This is a genomic window from Treponema sp., assembly GCF_024696245.1.
In the GTDB taxonomy this organism is placed as follows: Bacteria; Spirochaetota; Spirochaetia; order Treponematales; family Treponemataceae; genus Treponema_D.
The window spans coordinates 1-17,395 of the sequence record NZ_JAILGZ010000066.1 but is presented as its reverse complement, the minus strand read 5'-3'; the positions used below and the strand labels follow the sequence as shown (position 1 = coordinate 17,395).

16 protein-coding genes are annotated in these 17,395 nt (G+C 39.5%); 9 read left to right on the top strand and 7 right to left on the bottom strand.

The window, feature by feature from the left end:
- From K6D58_RS04660 to K6D58_RS04640, 5 genes are all read left to right on the top strand, one after another.
- A partial coding sequence (locus K6D58_RS04660; RefSeq protein ID WP_296828136.1) for a hypothetical protein occupies positions 1-252 on the top strand: 252 nt, incomplete at its 5' end.
- Positions 253-315: 63 nt separating this feature from the next.
- Positions 316-1,488 (top strand): metal ABC transporter substrate-binding protein, encoded by a 1,173-nt coding sequence (locus tag K6D58_RS04655; RefSeq protein ID WP_296828134.1) that lies wholly within the window; start codon positions 316-318, stop codon positions 1,486-1,488.
- Positions 1,489-1,509: 21 nt separating this feature from the next.
- The gene (locus tag K6D58_RS04650; protein ID WP_296828132.1) at positions 1,510-2,232 is read left to right on the top strand and encodes a metal ABC transporter ATP-binding protein; all 723 of its coding nucleotides are present in this window, start codon (positions 1,510-1,512) and stop codon (positions 2,230-2,232) included.
- Positions 2,225-3,070: a metal ABC transporter permease gene (locus K6D58_RS04645; protein WP_296828130.1), complete on the top strand. Its 846-nt coding sequence runs from the start codon at positions 2,225-2,227 to the stop codon at positions 3,068-3,070. The genes K6D58_RS04650 and K6D58_RS04645 overlap by 8 nt, the downstream gene beginning before the upstream one ends.
- Positions 3,067-3,783, top strand: a complete 717-nt coding sequence (locus K6D58_RS04640; protein WP_296828128.1) for a hypothetical protein — start codon at positions 3,067-3,069, stop codon at positions 3,781-3,783. Before K6D58_RS04645 ends, K6D58_RS04640 begins: the two co-directional genes overlap by 4 nt.
- Positions 3,784-3,800: 17 nt before the next feature.
- On the opposite strand, the gene K6D58_RS04635 is transcribed toward K6D58_RS04640, so the two are convergent.
- From K6D58_RS04635 to pyrF, 3 genes are read right to left on the bottom strand one after another with little or no spacing between them, the layout of a single operon-like run.
- A complete protein-coding gene (locus K6D58_RS04635; protein ID WP_296828126.1) occupies positions 3,801-5,648 on the bottom strand; it encodes a dihydroorotate dehydrogenase in 1,848 nt (615 codons plus the stop codon).
- 13 nt (positions 5,649-5,661) lie between these two features.
- Positions 5,662-6,630, bottom strand: a complete 969-nt coding sequence (locus K6D58_RS04630; RefSeq protein ID WP_296828124.1) for a P1 family peptidase — start codon at positions 6,628-6,630, stop codon at positions 5,662-5,664.
- Positions 6,614-7,522 carry an orotidine-5'-phosphate decarboxylase gene (pyrF, locus tag K6D58_RS04625; protein WP_296828122.1) on the bottom strand — a complete coding sequence of 303 codons (909 nt, stop codon included), beginning with the start codon at positions 7,520-7,522 and terminating at the stop codon, positions 6,614-6,616. The genes K6D58_RS04630 and pyrF overlap by 17 nt, the downstream gene beginning before the upstream one ends.
- 188 nt (positions 7,523-7,710) lie before the next feature.
- Between pyrF and K6D58_RS04620 the strand changes: the two genes are divergently transcribed.
- Positions 7,711-9,264, top strand: coding sequence for an MBL fold metallo-hydrolase RNA specificity domain-containing protein (locus tag K6D58_RS04620; RefSeq protein WP_296828120.1), 1,554 nt, complete (start codon positions 7,711-7,713; stop codon positions 9,262-9,264).
- On the opposite strand, the gene K6D58_RS04615 is transcribed toward K6D58_RS04620, so the two are convergent.
- Genes K6D58_RS04615 through K6D58_RS04605 form a run of 3 tightly spaced genes read right to left on the bottom strand, consistent with a single transcriptional unit; the run spans position 9,265 to position 11,699 of the window.
- Entirely contained in the window at positions 9,265-9,888 is a 624-nt protein-coding gene (locus tag K6D58_RS04615) for a hypothetical protein (protein ID WP_296828119.1), read from the bottom strand.
- Positions 9,889-9,933: 45 nt separating this feature from the next.
- Positions 9,934-10,476: a C40 family peptidase gene (locus tag K6D58_RS04610; protein WP_296828117.1), complete on the bottom strand. Its 543-nt coding sequence runs from the start codon at positions 10,474-10,476 to the stop codon at positions 9,934-9,936.
- A gap of 32 nt (positions 10,477-10,508) precedes the next feature.
- The gene (locus K6D58_RS04605) at positions 10,509-11,699 is read right to left on the bottom strand and encodes an OmpA family protein (RefSeq protein ID WP_296828115.1); all 1,191 of its coding nucleotides are present in this window, start codon (positions 11,697-11,699) and stop codon (positions 10,509-10,511) included.
- Between the two features lie 175 nt (positions 11,700-11,874).
- Here K6D58_RS04605 and K6D58_RS04600 point away from each other — a divergent pair, with 175 nt between their 5' ends.
- A complete protein-coding gene (locus K6D58_RS04600) occupies positions 11,875-12,357 on the top strand; it encodes a stress-induced YchH family protein (RefSeq protein ID WP_296828113.1) in 483 nt (160 codons plus the stop codon).
- A gap of 89 nt (positions 12,358-12,446) precedes the next feature.
- On the opposite strand, the gene K6D58_RS04595 is transcribed toward K6D58_RS04600, so the two are convergent.
- A complete protein-coding gene (locus tag K6D58_RS04595) occupies positions 12,447-14,288 on the bottom strand; it encodes a M3 family oligoendopeptidase (protein WP_296828112.1) in 1,842 nt (613 codons plus the stop codon).
- A 98-nt stretch (positions 14,289-14,386) separates the two neighbouring features.
- Here K6D58_RS04595 and K6D58_RS04590 point away from each other — a divergent pair, with 98 nt between their 5' ends.
- Together K6D58_RS04590 and K6D58_RS04585 are read left to right on the top strand one after the other, a co-directional pair.
- On the top strand, positions 14,387-15,880 hold the full coding sequence (locus tag K6D58_RS04590; RefSeq protein WP_296828110.1) for an NAD(P)H-hydrate dehydratase: 1,494 nt from the start codon (positions 14,387-14,389) through the stop codon (positions 15,878-15,880).
- Between the two features lie 57 nt (positions 15,881-15,937).
- On the top strand, positions 15,938-17,371 hold the full coding sequence (locus tag K6D58_RS04585; protein ID WP_296828108.1) for a hypothetical protein: 1,434 nt from the start codon (positions 15,938-15,940) through the stop codon (positions 17,369-17,371).
- The last annotated feature ends 24 nt before the right edge of the window (positions 17,372-17,395 follow it).

Genomic DNA, 17,395 nt, shown 5'->3' with positions numbered 1-17,395 from the left:
GCTTTTGTATTTACAGTTTTATTTTCCTCTTTATACATCTTCCACGAAGCCGAACATGAATGTTCCGGAGAAGACTGCGAAATCTGTTTCTGCCTTCAGCTGATAGCACAGAACATGTCTCACCTTCACGAGGGCAGGGTTCTTCCTCCTGTGGTTGTTATTGTATTTACGGTTGTATTATTCTGCATTTCAATTAGTAACTCTTTTTTTGTAAATACTCCTGTAAGAGAAAAAGTCCGCTTAAATAATTGACCCTCCTCATGCAAAATTTATAAATCTTAAAAAGAAAATAATTTTAAATGAGGATATTTTTATATGAAAAAATTTATGTCAATTCTGGCATCAGCATTATTGCTTAGTGCTTCGTTTGTATCATGCAATTCTAAAAAAAATAAATCTGGAAAACTCCAGGTTGTAGCTACAATTTATCCTGCCTATAACTGGGTAGAAAATGTTCTTGGAGAAAAAGCTGCAGACGCAGAACTTACACTCCTTCTTGATAATGGTGTAGACCTTCATAACTATCAGCCATCTGCAGAAGATATTATTAAAATCGCAAACAGTGACGTATTCATTTATGTTGGCGGTGAATCAGACGGCTGGGTAGACGACGTTCTTGAAACTGCTGATAATAAAGACATGGTTGTTATTAACCTTCTTGAAGAACTTGGTGACATTGTAAAAGAAGAAGAAATGGTAGAAGGTATGCAGGCAAGTGAACATCATCACCACCATGACGGAGATGATGAACACCATCACGAAGAAGGTGAAGAACATCACCATGACGACGATGATGATGAAGACGAACATCACCACGAAGAAGAACACCATCACGATGATGACGATGATGAAGACGAACATCACCACGATGAACACCACCATGATCATGACGATGATGAAGATGAAGATGAACATCATCACGATGAACACCACCATCACCATGATGGACCAGAATACGATGAACATGTATGGCTTTCTTTAAGAAATGCTTCTGTTCTTACAAGCAAAATTGCTGATGCCCTCTGTGAAGCTGACGAAAAGAATGCAGATGCTTACAAGGCAAACGCAGCAGCTTACATTAAAAAACTTTCTGATCTTGATAAGGATTACGTAAATGCAGTTGCCGGTGCTAAAAAGACTACACTTCTTTTTGCAGACCGCTTCCCATTCCGTTACATGGTAGAAGACTATAACCTTAAGTACTATGCAGCATTCATCGGATGTTCTGCAGAAACAGAAGCTAGTTTTGAAACAGTTGTATTCCTTGCAAACAAGGTAGATGAACTTGGTCTTAACGTTGTTCTTACTATCGAAGGAAAAAATCATAAAATTGCAGAGACTGTAGTTTCAAGCACAAAGAAAAAGAACCAGAAGATTCTTACTCTGGATTCCCTCCAGTCTTCTACAAGAGCCAGTGGTCAGGCAGGCAATGATTATATTTCTGTAATGCGCAGCAACCTTGATGTTCTTAAGGAAGCTCTTAAATAAAAAATAAAGGAGGAGATTGCAATGTCTCTGCTTACAGTTGAGAACCTTTCTTTAGGTTATGAATCAAATGTAATCGTAAAGAATTTAAATTTCTCTGTTAACGCCGGTGATTACCTGTGTATTGTAGGAGAAAATGGTTCAGGAAAGAGTACACTCATGAAGACCCTTCTTCATCTGCAATCTCCTTTAGGTGGTCAGATACTTGCAGGAGACGGCCTTAAGAAAAACGATATAGGCTATCTTCCCCAGCAGACCCAGGTACAAAAAGATTTTCCTGCATCTGTTTACGAAATTGTTTTGTCCGGATGTCAGGCATCTTGTGGTTTAAGGCCTTTTTATAACCGAAAGGATAAAGACCTTGCCAGAAAAAATATGGAGCGTATGGGAATCACAGCTCTGGCAAAGCGCTGTTACCGTGAACTTTCCGGCGGTCAGCAGCAGAGGGTTCTTTTAGCAAGAGCCCTGTGTGCCACCAGGAAGATTCTTCTTCTTGATGAACCGGTGTCAGGTCTGGATCCAAAGGTTACTGCAGAAATGTATAAGCTTATTGCTGAACTGAATGAAGAGGGTATAACCATAATTATGATTTCCCACGACATTGCAGCAGCAGTAAAGTATGCAAGTAACATACTCCACATAGGTAAAAATGTTTTTTTTGGAACTAAAAATGAATATTTAAAAAGTGATATCGGGAAAGTTTTTCTCCAGCAGAATTCTTCAAGCCAGGAGGAGCAGAATGCTTGATAAGCTGTTCTTATATCTTCAGTTTCCTATGGTACGTTATGCAATAACGGTAGGGGTTCTGGTTGCACTTTGTTCTTCCCTGCTTGGAGTAACTCTGGTATTAAAAAGATTTTCCTATATAGGAGATGGTCTGTCCCATGTAGCATTTGGAATTATGGCTGTAGCCGGTATTCTTAATCTTACAAATGACATGCTTCTCATTCTTCCGGGAACGATTTTAAGCGCCGTACTTTTATTACGTACAGGTCAGAATGCAAAAATTAAAGGTGATGCAGCAATAGCAATGATTTCCGTAGGAGCCCTTGCTTTTGGTTATCTTTTAATGAATATTTTTCCTACGTCTGCCAATCTTTCCGGTGACGTATGTACAACTCTTTTTGGTTCAACATCAATTCTTACCCTTAAGAAAAATGATGTAATGCTCTGCGTAATTCTTTCGTTAACAGTAGATTTTCTTTTTGTATTTTTTTACAACAAGATTTTTGCCGTTACTTTTGACGAAGATTTTGCCAGGGCATCAGGTGTAAGGGCAGGTCTCTACAATCTTTTGATTGCAGTAGTAGTGGCAGTAATAATAGTTCTTGCAATGAATCTTGTAGGTTCCCTGCTTATTTCTGCCCTGGTAATTTTCCCAGCCCTTTCTGCCATGAGAATCTTTAAGAGTTTTAAAAAGGTAACTGTATTTTCTGCCCTGCTTTCAGTTGTATGTGCATTTGCAGGATTAATTATTTCTATCCTTATGGGATATCCTGTTGGTTCTACAATCGTAGCAGTAGATGTGATTGCTTTTCTTTTATGTTGTATAATTGGTTTTGTTCTCGGAGGTTTTAAAAAGTGAAAATCCATCATTTAATAGCAGCAGTTCTGACAGCTGTTTTTATGCTCTCAACTTTTTCCTGCAAAAAAGGTTCTGCTTCTGCCAGGTTCCGTAAAAATAATACAAGCACTGTAGATGGTGTATTAAATGCAATGATTGCAGAAGAAAATTCAAAGAAGGACAATGATTCACAGGAAGATATTCCTTCAGAAATTCTGGATATGGATCTTGATTTAGAAGCAGAAAAGGATAGTGACCTGATAGCAGATTCCTATGACGATATGAATCTGGATGATCCTTTTGCTTCGGACAGAAGTGCCCAGAAAACTGTTAAGTCTTCTAAAGAAGTAAAGGAAAAATGGTCGGCAGCTGCTGCAAATGATAACCGTAAGGTTGATAAAGATCTTACTGTTATGGGTGCCAACATGGTTTATGCAGAAGTTTACAATATGATGATTTATCCGGAAGATTATCTTGGAAAGATTATTAAGGTAAAGGGACTTTTTGCTTCTTACCATGATGAATTATCAGGTAATACTTATTATGCATGTATTATTCAGGATGCCCTTGCCTGCTGTTCAAACGGTCTGGAATTTTCTCCCAGGGACAAGAGCCTTAAGTACCCTGTAGATTTTCCTGTAGAGGGAGAAGAAGTCACCATCGTTGGTAAGTTTTCTACTTATACTGATGATGACATTCAGTATCTTTCCCTCGCTGATGCAGTCCTTATGTAAAAGACTGCATTCTATTCTTAAAGAGCCAGAGCCTTCATTTCTTCTATGGATTTATATCCGTGGGATTTCATGAAGGCAGCAAGCCCGTCTACAATCTGGCACATGGCATGTGGGTTAGAGAAGGTTGCACTTCCTACCTGAACTGCCGAAGCTCCTGCCATAATAAATTCAACTGCATCCTGCCACTTACTGATTCCACCAAGACCAACTACAGGAACCTGTTCATTTTCTGGAAGCTTTTTAATAGCAGAACAAACATCGTAAACCATTCTAAGGGCAATAGGCTTTACTGCAGGTCCGCACATTCCGGCCTTAACATTGTTAAAGTAAGGACGGCCCTTTTCTATGTCGATTGCTACAGCCTGAATTGTGTTGATTAAGCTTAAGGCATCTGCTCCGGCTTTTATACAGCTTAAGGCAACTGCAACAAGATCAGGTGCGTTAGGAGAAAGCTTTACCATAAGAGGCTTTTTTGTTGCCTTACGAACTGCACTTACACATTCAAAGGCTGCTTCCGGATTTGTTCCCCAGGCCATACCACCATGTTTAACGTTAGGACAGCTGATGTTAAGTTCAATCATAGGAACATTTGTTTTATCAAGAAGGGCTGCACCCTCTACGTAAGATTCAAGGTCACTGCCTGCAAGGTTTGCAATTGTAGTTGTATCAAGCTGAAGCATACGTGGAAGTTCGTTTTCTATAAAAGAAGGAACTCCCGGATTTTCAAGACCGATGGAATTTATATCTCCGCCGGTAATTTCTATAATACGTTCACCTTCGTTTCCGGCTTTAGGATTTAAAGTAAGTCCCTTGGAACTGATACCGCCAATAAGGCTTACGTCAAAGAAGCCCCTGTAGTTCTGGCCAAAACCAAAAGTTCCGCTGGCAGCAATTACAGGATTTTTAAATTCAACACCTGCAATCTTTACCCTTAAATCAGGATTTTCATTTTCTTTAAGTGGAGCATTTTTATGGGCAGCTTCTGTTTTTGAACGAAGAAGATTAAAGTCCAGAATGCTTCCTTCAAAAATAGGACCGTCTTTACAAACCCTTCTGTTGCCTTCTTTAGTCTGAATTGTACAGCCAAGACAGGCACCGACACCGCAAAGCATTTTCTTTTCAAGACTAAGGTAGGATTTGATTCCGCATTTATCAGCTACATCCTTTACATAAGAAAGCATTGGCATTGGACCGCAGGCAAAAATTACTTTATAGCCGGCTTTTTTTACTGCTTCTTCTGTAAGGGCAGCGCTGAGCATTCCATGAATACCTTCACTTCCGTCGTCAGATGTTATTGTAAGTTTGCTGGCCTTTACGTTTTCAAGACCATAGCTTTTTGACTTAAAGCTGGCAAAAAAATCATAGCTTTTTGGAGTAAGGGAAGAAGCATAGTTTGCAACAGGAGCCACACCGATTCCACCACCAACAATTGCAATTTCCGGGTGGTCACTTTCTAAAGCGTAAATATCCTGAGGAAGGGTAAAGCAGTTTCCTAAAGGACCGGTAATATCGATTTTATCATTTGGCTTTAAATGACAAAGCTCTTTTGTTCCCTGACCCTTTTCAAGAATCATAAACTGAATTTTAAGAAGCTTTTTATCAGATGAATCCTGGTCTGCGCAGGGTACCCGGCCTTCTGTGGAATTGTAAACACTTATTGGACGGCCAAACTCAACTCCGGAAATACTTCCCTTAATCATGTAAAACTGACCTGGTCTTGAAGAAATCTGATTCTTTTCTACAACTGTAAGAACTTCAAGAAGGTAAACATTGTCCTGACCTTCTACCTTCTGTACAAAACTTACATCAGCTTTCTGTGCGTAAAGGATTCCTTTTCCTTCTTCATCAATTTCTGGTGCGTCCATATTATTCTCCCTCTTATTTTATATTAGCCAGATATTCTTCATCTGATATGCGTGATGATTCAACTGCATCAGCTATGGCACTTTCCATTGCCTCTACTGCCATAAGACCTGCAAGATTTACATCTGCTTCTGTTTTAGGTCCGCAGCTGGCAGCATAAATAGTGTCACCGTCTCCCATTGTTCCGCAGGGAACTATGCACTTTCCATAGGCGGCCCTGGCCATTACTGCAATTTTCTTAAGGTCTGATTTTGTAAAGTTTCCGTTTGTAAAAACTGCACCTATTGTTGTATTGGTATTTTTGTATTTTTCTGAATAGCGGGACTGGGCTGCCTGATAAAATTCTTCCATAAAATCACAGTAGCCACTGCGTTCTTCATTCATCAGGCCGCAGATTTTTTTTCCTTTAGAAAATACATCTCCAAAAGAGTTTACTACTACGGCAGCTCCCACTTTAAGATTGCCAAGAGAACAGGCTGCATAACCTATACCGCTTTTCTGGGCACGTTTCATTCCGCCGATTTTACCGGCAGTGGCACCGCAGCCCCCTCCCACGTTTCCGCTTACAGGAGAGTTTTTATTAAGGGCATTGGAGCAGGCTTTATAACCCATGTCAGAGTCAGGCCTTACATCTGAACTTCCGTAGCTTAAGTCATAAATGTCACTTTGAACAACAATAGGAACTTTTGCAAAGTGAGTGTCGTATCCCATGGAGTGTTCTTCAAGACACTTCATAACACCATCAGCTGCAGCAAGTCCAAAAGCAGAACCTCCTGCAAGGATAATGGCGTTTACAGGAACATCATTTTTTTCTACATCTACTACCGGTACTTCACGGCTGGCAGGTCCCCCACCAGAAACATCACAGGCGGCAATGGCAGTCTCCGGAAAAACAAATACTGTAACTCCGGTTTTTGCCTTGTCATCCTGTGCATTTCCTGCAGAGAGGCCTTCTATCTGACTAAAATCAATTTTCTTTAGCATGACACAAATCGTTTTTACTTGTTACAGCAGCCCTTGCAGCAGCATCAGCAATGTCTTTTAAGGTTAAAGCATCTTCTCCCTTTGCAAGACATTCACCATCTTTTTTCCATGCACAGAGAATACCACGGCTGGAATTAACGGTACCGCTGCAGTCCTGTAAAAGTGCTGCACAGATTTTTGCATCTCCACCCTGGGCACCATAACCTGGTATAAGAAGGAAAATGTCTTTACTTGCCTGACGAAGTTCAACTGCATTCTGCCATTCAGTACAGCCAATAACTGCCCCCACAGGAGAACAGGTCTGGTCAGGATAGATTTCCTTAAATTCATTCTTGATACGCTGAAGTTCTTCTCCAACCTTTTCGTAAACATGCTTGTTTTCTGCAAGGTTAAGGTCTTCTATGTCCCTCATTCCAGGGTTTGAAGTCCTGAGGAGAACAAAAATACCCTTTCCCTGCTTACAGTATTCAGTAAAAGGTTTAAGGGTATCAAAACCCATGTATGGATTTATAGTAATAATGTCTGTTTCAAAGTCTCCGCTAAAGTGAGCACGGGCATAAGCAGAAGCTGTAGCTGCAATATCCCCTCTTTTAATGTCGGAAATGCAGATTAAACCTGATTTTTTTACTTCTTTAAGTGTCTGGGCGTAAACTTCCATTCCTTTAAGGCCCATTGCTTCGTAGTAGGCAATCTGAACCTTAAAACAGCAGGCGCTTTTGTCTTTTGCAACTCTGGAAATAATTTCCTTATTATAGGCAAGAACTGCATCTGCAGGATCAGGGTAATTTTTTAGAACAGACTGGGGAATATAAGATGGATCTGTGTCTAAACCAACGCAAAGAGGGCCGTTTGCCAGGGCCAGCTCCTGTAAAATCTGCATGTTATGTTTCATAATTTAATAGTATACAATAATTGCCTTTATAGAAAAAGTCTCACTAATAATTCTTTGATATAATCGATAAAATTACCTTAAATAATAGCTTCTTGTGTTTGTTAAACCCCAAAAATGGTCTTATAATTTACTTAGGGATTAGGGCAGGGATCCAGTTAAAGGAAAGTCTTCAACCCGGAGGTGGTATTATGGCAGTTATAAGTTATTCATTAGGTGCAGCACAGGAAGTAACAGGCAGTAAACATATTCTGGAAATTGACGGCAGAAGTTTTATGATTGACTGCGGTGCCTTTCAGGGTAAACGCTCCATAAGTGATGAAAAAAACAGAAACTTTGATTTTGCACCTGATAAAATTGAAAGTGTAATCCTTACACATGCTCATTATGATCATTGTGGTCTTTTACCGGTTCTTACAAAGAATGGTTACGGCGGAAACATTTATGCAACACCGGCAACCCGTGATCTGGCAAATATTGTAATGATGGACAGTGCCCGCATTCAGGCTCGTGATGCTGAATTCCTTGCTAAACAGGCAGCTAAAAAAGGCGAAAAATTTACCTGGAAACCTCTTTTTTCTGAAAAAGACTGTGTAAAGGCAGCTGATCAGATTATTACCTTAAGCTATAACAGAAAAATGTTTATAGCTCCCGATGTTCAACTTGAATTTTTTGATGCAGGACATATTCTTGGCAGTTCTCTGGCATATTTTACAATTACAGGACAGCGTAAAAATCCATTGAGCGGCAAGGTTTCTGGTGGCATGGGTACTTCTAAAAGAAGGCTCTGGCACAGAATCTTTGGAATTAGTCCTGATAAAAATGCAAATGCTCCGGCTCAGGAAGAAGAAGCATTAAAGGGTGCACCAAGCGACGAAATCCGTGTTCTTTACACAGGAGATCTGGGACGCAAGTGCAAACCTATTATCCGTGACCCTGCAGTTGAATTTGCAGCGCCGGATTACATCTTTATGGAAAGTACATACGGTAACCGTCTCCATGAACCAACATCTGCGGCTATGGAAGACCTGGAAAAGATTGTACGCCGTGCAGTAGACCAGAAGGGAAAGATTATTATTCCTTCTTTTGCTATTGAACGTGCCCAGGAGATTCTCTATTACCTTCATCTTCTTGTTGACCAGAAAAAGATACCTCAGATTCCTGTATACATGGACTCACCTATGGCAGTAAACGCTACAGGTATTTTCCAGCTGCATCAGGAATGTTACGACGCTAAAACTAAAGAAGCTTTCCTTGAACACCATAAGAATCCTTTTGGATGGAACAGCATGCAGTTTATTCAGTCTGTTGAGGAATCAAAGGAGCTTAACAAAAAACAGGGTCCGATGATAATTATCAGTGCCGATGGTATGTGTGAAGCCGGCCGTATTCTTTATCATCTTGCAAACAACATTAACAATCCTAAGAATATCATTCTTCTTGTAGGCTATATGTCTGAAAATACTTTGGGACGCAGGATCCGCGACGGTGAAAAAGAAGTAAAGATTCTTGGGGACTGGTATAACGTAAAGGCTCAGGTAGAAACAATCAACGCATTCAGTGCTCACGCTGATTATCAGGAAAGTCTGGACTGGCTTAATGAAATTGACACAAGCCGCCTTAAGAAGATTTTCCTTGTACATGGTGAACATGATGCCCAGCTCTTTATGAAGGATTTCTTAAACAAGAACGGCTATCCGAATGTAGAAATTGTTAAATACGGTGAGTCTTACGAACTTGACTGATTACCAGTAAATTGAATATTCCGCCGTGCTTTGCATAGAAAGCAGGTAAACAAGGGGTATTTCAAAGGAAGCTCTTTTTTCTGAATGTGAAATTTCATGTCTGGAAGAAAGAGCTTTTTTTATTTTTTTACCTGCGGGGCATCCTACATTAAGAATTACTTTTGCATCCCACATTTCCTCTGCCAGTTCTTCTCCGTAAACAGAAGCAACTAAATCCCTGTATTCCTCAGGCAGCATGACTTCTCCTGTAAGGGATGGGGCCATTAAAAGATCCATGTAGTTTTTTTCTTCATCTGTAAGAGAGAAATAGGTCTGCTGAAGTATCTCCGGAGAAACTTTTACCACCAGGGAATAGGATGTACAGCTAATAAATCTGTCTGTAAAATTTTTATCAGTACAGGTCCTGGCAATTTCTTTTTCTGAAAAAAAGCTTTCTTCTATATCCTGACCGCTGTAGTCAGTTATCTGCTGAATTGTTTCTTTAAGGGCATTACCTAAATTAAGGGAGCAGGCGTCTATTGTATAACCGCCGGAATTATCTGCTGTAATGATTATTTCGTTTTTGCAGGAAAAAAAGAGGGGAAGTACTGCTGCTGCAGCAATCATAATTAAAAATCTTTTCATATTAATAAAATAACTTTTAATTATGATTGTTACAATGCAGGTTTTTTAGCGCTTTGTTTTAGGAAGAAAGCTTCCTGTAGCATAGTAGTGTTCCTTCCAGTATCTGGCATCCATAAGTTCAATCTGAACACCTGTTCTCGGGCCGTCGCTTATGGCTGACAGGAATACACGTTTACCTTCAAATTTTTTTTCAGGACCATGATAAACTCCGCAGTAAATACCAACATGGGTAATCTTTTCTGCGTTTTTATTGGCCTTAAAGAAAACCAGGTCTCCAGGTTCACGGTGGCCTGCATCTACCAGGGTCATCTTATCGTACATGGCATTGCAAAGACGTGGAAAATGTCCGTTGTCTGTAATTTTTGGACTAACAGCATGGTTAATGCACCAGGAAACATAACCTGAGCAGTCCAGTCCTCCGTCCCTTACAGGATCACTGCCGCCCCACACATATTTTGTTCCAACATATTTTAGTGCATAGGAAATAAGTTTCTGTCTTTCTTCAGAAACTTTTGGAGCAGCAAATAATTGCAGTGAGCTTAAAGTTAAAATAACTGCAGCTGTTAAAATCTTATAGAATCTTCTCATGTATAAATTTTCGGTTGAATTTTGCTATTTCTTTATTCAAGAATGGTTATTTCAACCCTGCGGTTTTTTGCCCTGCCTTCCGGAGTGGAATTATCAGCTGAAGGTTTGTGAGAGCCGCTTCCCTTGCAGATAATCTGTTCTTCCTTTACTCCTCTTGCAGAGAGCTCCCTGGCAATTGTACAGGCTCGCTCTAAGGAAAGTTCCATTTCTCCCTTTTCGTTTCCGGTGGAGGCGGTATGTCCTTCTATAAGGAACTGGGTTTTGTCCAAAGGTTTAAGGGCCTGGGCTATGGAATCAAGAAGTCCTGTCTGTCCCGGTAAAAGTTCTGCTGAGTCCGACTTGAATTTTAAATCAGACAGGGTAAGCATGAGTCCTGCATTGGTTTTTGTAATGCTTAAGTCTTTTTGGGAAGAAAGCTTTTTTATTATGTCGCTGCTGTTGATTCTTGGCGGGTATTCCGTAAAGAGGGATATGGTTCCTTTAAAGTTTACCTGCTTTCCGTCTGAATAAAAGAAGGTTTCGTCTACGCTGTCCCTTACAACCAGGGCATTTTTTGTTTTTTTGCTGATATTCATTGTTGCAGTGTGGCTGCCTGTGGCTTTTATAAGGTCAGGGTCATAGGGGTATTCATCACTGCCACCTGTAAAACGTGTAGCCCATTTTGCCTGAAGAACATAAACTTCTTCTCCGTAAAAAATGTCGTCCTTAAGGTAGGTATACTGAATATAAAGGGGCATTATGGTAAAGACATTTTTGTTTAAGGGGTCGCAGCTTCTTAAGGCATAAGCATTCCAGCTGTCTCCAGGTTGAATTGTCTTATCTGTAAAAGAAGGAAAGCTTCTGAAAGTAGGGTAACCATTGTCTTCTATCATAATCATGTCACCGTCTGCAAGAATCTTAAAGGCAGAAGGTATTGCTTTGTTTAAGGGCCGCTTTACGTTCATGGTGTTGCGCTTTGTTTTTTCTAAAACATAGAAGTTGCCCTCATAGAGTTTTTCTCCGGAACTTGTGCTTGAACTTAAAGTAGGGCTGTCGTTTTTTGCTACGATAAAGCTGCGGACTTCCCTGCTTACAAGGCCGGTATATTTTCCGTTGTCATATCGTCTTAAATCCGTGCGTTCAATAAGTGAATAGTTTTGTCCTGTAAGGGGCAGGGCTGTAAGTGCTGCTAAGGTAACTAAATAAAATAAAGTGAATGCCTTAAAAGTGAAAAATCTCTTCATATTATAAGTATCGGCATAAAGTATGGGAGGGGTGTAATCATTCCTTAAACAAATTTAAAGATTTCATAAAAAAATTGTAATAAAAGGTTAATTTTTTTTATAATTCTATAAATATTATTGAATTAAAATAAAACATTTTGTAATATTTTCAGGTAAATCTATTTGGAGGAAAAAAATGGATATTATTGAAACATTGTTCAACAAAGTAACAGACTTCCTTAAATCACAGATTGGTGTATTCGTAGGTCTTGGTCTTGCAGGTGTAGGATTTGTTCTTGCATTCTTCTGTCATGTAGCTTTCCTTGGTGTAGCTGTTGGCGCTCTTGGTCTTCTTGTTGGTGCATACCTTCGCAATGCCGGAACTAAAACTCCATTTACTGCACTTACAGTAACACTTGGCGTACTTGCAGTAGTTCTTGGAACTCTTATTGGTGGTTTCGCAGGTGAATCTCCTAAATCAATTTATTTAAAGAGTTTTGAATATGCATCATCTAATAAATATTATGAAGATCGTGAAATTTCAGCTGCAAAGAAAAATGTAGAAGTTGCTAAATATAATGATGCTCACAAAATTTCAAAGGCTCTTAAAGAAAAAGTACAGAAAGCTGTAGAAAAGATTAGTAAAGAACTTCCAGAAAGTTCACACTACGGTTTCTAATAGATTGAATTAGAAAAAGAATCAGATAAAAAAAGGGCTGCCCATTCTTTTTTGGACAGCCCCTTTTTTTGTCCTGAGATAATTTACATTTACCTGCAGAATTCCTTTATTTCTTCAAGGTACATTTTAACTGCATCCTGCCAGAAATCTTTTTTTGTAATGTCAAAGCCGGCCTGACTGCAAAGTTCTTCGCAGGACATGCTGCCTGTATTGCTTAAAAGCTGGCAGTAACGGTCTGCAAAAGAAGAGCCTTCTTTTTTGTAAAGGGCGTAAAGTCCGCTGGCAAATAACTGTCCAAAGGCATAAGGATAGTTGTAAAAATCAAAATCTGTAGAATAATAATGGCTTTTTACAGCCCACATATATTCATGACCTTCTTCGTTTAAGCCTTCTCCGTAAGTGCGGGCCTGAGCTTCCTTCATAAGGCGGCAGAAATCATCTGCATTCAGTTCACCTTCTTTTCTTGAATCAAATACACTTTCTTCAAAGTAGAAGCGGCAGAGAATGTCCACAAGAACCTGGCTGGCATCCTGTAAATCAGTTTCTATCATTTTAATCCTGTCATCTGCATTACAGCTGGCAATCATGTCCTGTTTTACAATAGTTTCTGCAAAGGTAGATGCGGTTTCTGCCAGGGTCATTGGGTATGAGAAAAAGGCTGCGGGTTTTTCTTTAAGGCAGCTAAAGTGAAAGGCGTGGCCTAATTCGTGGGCAAGGGTAATTATGTCGCTGAAGGTTCCTGTAAAGTTAGAAAGAATCCTGCTCTGATGTCCTTTAGGGAAGTCTTCATCGTAAGCGCCGCCGACTTTTCCGGGGCGGACTCTGGCGTCTATCCACTGGGAGTCAAAGGCATTTTTTGCAAAGTCACCCATTTTGCTTGAGAAGGAATTGTATTCTTTTATGATGTAGTCCCTGGCTTCTGCAAAAGTCCATTCTTTTGTCAAAAGTGAATCCCCGGAATTATCCTGAGCTTTGGAAGATGGAAGGGGAGCGAAAAGGTCGTAAAAGGCAAGACCGGCTTTTGTTGAACTGCTGGCGGTTTGACCGGCTGCTTTAAGGATGCTGGCTTTTTTCTGCCAGTATTTTCTCCATTCAGGGAGGCTGTCTTCTATTACGGATACCAGAGCGTCAAGAGTTTTGCGGGAAAGGCGGCTTGTAAAAAGTGAGCGGTCTAAGGCATTGTCCCATCGGCGGCGCTTGTTTAACGTAAGGGTCTCTCCCTTAAGGTTGTTAAGGGCAGCGGCTATGGCTATTCTGTTCTGGGAGAGCAGCTGGATTTCTTTTTGCCAGGCTTCTTTTCTTACCTGTGGGTCTGATGAAAAAGCGTCGTTACGTATTTCGTTAAAGGTTTTTCCATCTTTGTCCTGAAGGTTGGAAATAATCTGTTCCTGTAAAAGTCCCCAGGCATTTCCACCAGTGCGGGAAAGTTCACCTGCAAGTTTTTCTTCTGCAGGGCTCATAAGGTGTTTTGATTCTTCCAGAATTTCTTCAAGAAGATATTTGTATTCACTAAATTCCGGAAAGCGCTTGTAAAATTCATCAAGATAAATCTGATGAGAAACAAGGATTGTAGAAAATTTAATATTCAGCTGGTGAAGGTCATTTTTTAATTCATCTATTTTAGAAAGATTATTGATAAGGGCAGTGTTTGTTGTGTCAGTTGAATAGATGATGTAGGCATAGGCATTCAGTGTAAGAATGCTGCGGGTAAGTTTGTCTTCTGTTTCAAGATAGGTTTTAAGCCAGAGGGCAAAGTCAAAGTTTGAATTAGCTTCCCTGGTAAAGCGGTCTGCTGTTTCCAGGAATTCCTGGCAGTTATTTTTAAGGCTTTCAAATTCCTCCAGAGCTTTTTTGTATTCAGGGGATTCAATAGAAGAAAAAATGGAATCAAGGTTCCACTGAGGGATATTATTTAATTCATTTGTATTCATGCTGCTATTTTATTCAATTTAAAATTGAATGTCATTAACCTTAGGCTTAAAGAATGTTATACTCTTTTTATTCATTCAGGTATAAAAGGAGCTGTTATATGGAAAAGATTTATGCAGATACAAGGGAACTTGATAAGGCTGCCAGAGAAACATTTGGTCTTACAGAAGATATAATGATGGAAAATGCTGCGGCTGCTCTTGAAGAAGAAGTTAAGTCCTATATTAATAACTGCACAGGTCCTTATTTGTCCCGTCCAACAGTTCTTGTTTTATGTGGCAGCGGTAATAATGGTGGTGATGGTTACGCTTTAGCCCGCCGTCTTATTTCCCACGAGATTTCCGTTACAGTCTGCCAGGTTTTTGATGCTAAGTCTGATATGTGTCTTTTGCAACAGGAAAGGGCACAGAAGAGCGGAGTTCACTTTATTTCTTTTTATGAACTTGATGATTTTTTAAATGAATCTGCTTTTGATCTTAAAGTAATTGTTGATTGTATTTTTGGCAGTGGTTTTCATGGTCAGCTGCCAGTAGAAGCTAAGGCTGTTCTTGATACTGTTAATAAAGAAAGAAAAATGCTTAAGCTTGCCTGTGACATTCCTTCCGGAAATTATTTTAAGGCAGATGTAACTGTAACTATGGGGGCATTAAAACTTCCTTTGTATACAGATGCTGCCAAGGATATGTGCGGTACTATTAAGCTGGCTGATTTAGGTATAAGCCGCAGCTCTTACGAAAACTGTCCTTCTTATTTGCACGAAGCTTTCCTTCTTGAAGAAAAGGATTTGATTCTTCCATTTAGAAAAACTGAAAATGTTAATAAGGGAACTTTTGGTCACGCAGTAATTATCAGCGGAGAAAAAACCGGTGCTTCCGTTATTGCCGGACTTGCTGCCCTTAATTTTGGTGCAGGTCTTGTAACTCTTTGCGATAAAAGTGCTGCCATAGAAAATAAAAATATTCCATTTGAATTAATGGCTTCAAAAGATATTCCTGCAAACCTTACAGCTCTTGCCCTGGGAATGGGACTGGGAGTAAATAATGAAGCAGGGAATGCTTATCTTGATTACCTTCTTGAAAATAAAAAAGTTTCTGTCCTTCTTGATGCAGATATTCTTACAGGAGATATTTTTGCAAAGAAAGTACTTCAGTTATTAGAGAGCCGCCGCACTTGTGACAACTTAGTGCTCACTCCCCACCCTAAGGAATTTGCAAAGCTTTTAAAAAATCTTGATATGGGTGATTACACAACAGAAGATGTTGTAAATAATAAACTGGAACTGGCAAAAAAATTCTGCACTAAGTTTGAAGGCGTAACTTTGATTTTAAAAGGTGCAAACGTTTTAATTGCCCAGAAGATTCCTTCAGAAGATTATGTTCGTCTTTACATAAACACCTTTGGAACAGCTGCTCTTGCTAAGGCGGGGAGTGGGGATGTGCTTGCAGGACTTGCGGCGGCTCTTCTTGCCCAGCATAAGAATTCTCTGGGAAGTGCAGTACATGCTTCCCTGGCTCATGCCCTGGCTTCTCAAAAGTGTGATGTAAATTATGCTTTAACTCCTATGGAACTGATTTCCTTCTTAAAGCAAATTTAAATATAAATAAACCTGGTTTTATGTACAGCTGGCATTTAGTTATGTAAAATAGTGATGATGAAAAAACGGATATATCTCTGTCTTTTACTTTGTATTTCTCAGTTTGCTTCTGCTCATCAGAATGTAAATGATTTACTTGAAGGCTATTTAAAAAACGATCTGGATTTGCAAAAGCTTACAAGTCAGGTTAAACAGGAACTTCTTTCTAAAAAGTCAGTAAATGTTTCTAAAGGAATATCGCTGAGTCTTTCTACAGGAACTGTAACCATCAGTTCTGGAGATGATTCAGAAATAGAGTTTTCTCCTGAACTTGAAGTGTCCATTCCTCAGGTTGATAATCTTACCCTGTCTGCTTCTACAAATGTTTCAATTTCTTCTGATGAAGATAATAAAACTTTTTCTTCTACAAGTTTAAGTTTTACGGCAGATATTTATTCCGGTGCAGGGGAAGAAAGAAAAATTTCCTTACTTGAAGCCGACCGTGATTTATTAGAAGCCCGTCGTTCCCTTCAGAATGGTTACCTTGATGCAGAAACAGAATTTTACGAAGAGTTAAAGGACCTTTATGAAATTGCAGCAGATATTGTCAGTGCAGAAAAAAGTCTTTACGAAGACAAGCTGGATTTTGAAAAGGTTAAGGCTCAGGGCTATTCCACTGGTTCAACAACTTACCGTCTTGCCCAGTCAGAAGTAAAAACTGATGAACACAATGTAGAAGTTTACCGTCATAAGCTTGAGCGTCAGGTAAAGATTTTTGCATCTAAGTGCGGTGCTTCTTATGAAGAAGTAAATGCTGCTGATTTTCTTCCTGCAGAAATACTTGCTGTAGAAGTTATAGATGTGGATTCCTTTGCCAGGGAAAATTATTCAGCAATAGAAAGTGCTGTATGGACAAAATATATTAATGACCTTAAACGTAAGGCAGATAAAAGTCACACTCTTAAAGGAAGTGCCGGCTACACTTTTGATAATAAGGTTTCTTCATCAGAAGATAAATATGCAGACACTGTAGATGCTTCCCTTTCTTATACCTGGGATGATACAGCCCTTACTGCAAGTGCCGGTGTTTCTCTTCCTGTAGATTCAGGGGATCCAGTTTACAAGCTGGGCCTTTCCTTTAATCCAAGTCAGTTTTTGATTGCAAACATCCAGAGGCTTTCTGATGAAGAAGAAGCAAAGATAGAAGAGCTTGCAATAAAAAGTGCAGGCAATGCTTACGATACTGCTGTAATTTCTCAGCGTACTTCTGCAGCAGACCTGCTCTGGGATAAAGGTGTTCTTGAAGAAAACTATGACATGTATTCCACTTTGGAAAAGGACATGGCCTCTTATTTTAAGAAAGGTATTATTACGGAAAGCGAATATAAATCAGCTCAGGTTAATAAAGAAAATTACCGCATAAAACTTTTAATAAATGCTCTTGAACTTATTATTTACAATAACGAAACCAGAACTATGTTTGTCCGTGATGATGAACTGGGAGAATTATAAATGAAGCGAAAACAGAAAATTAAA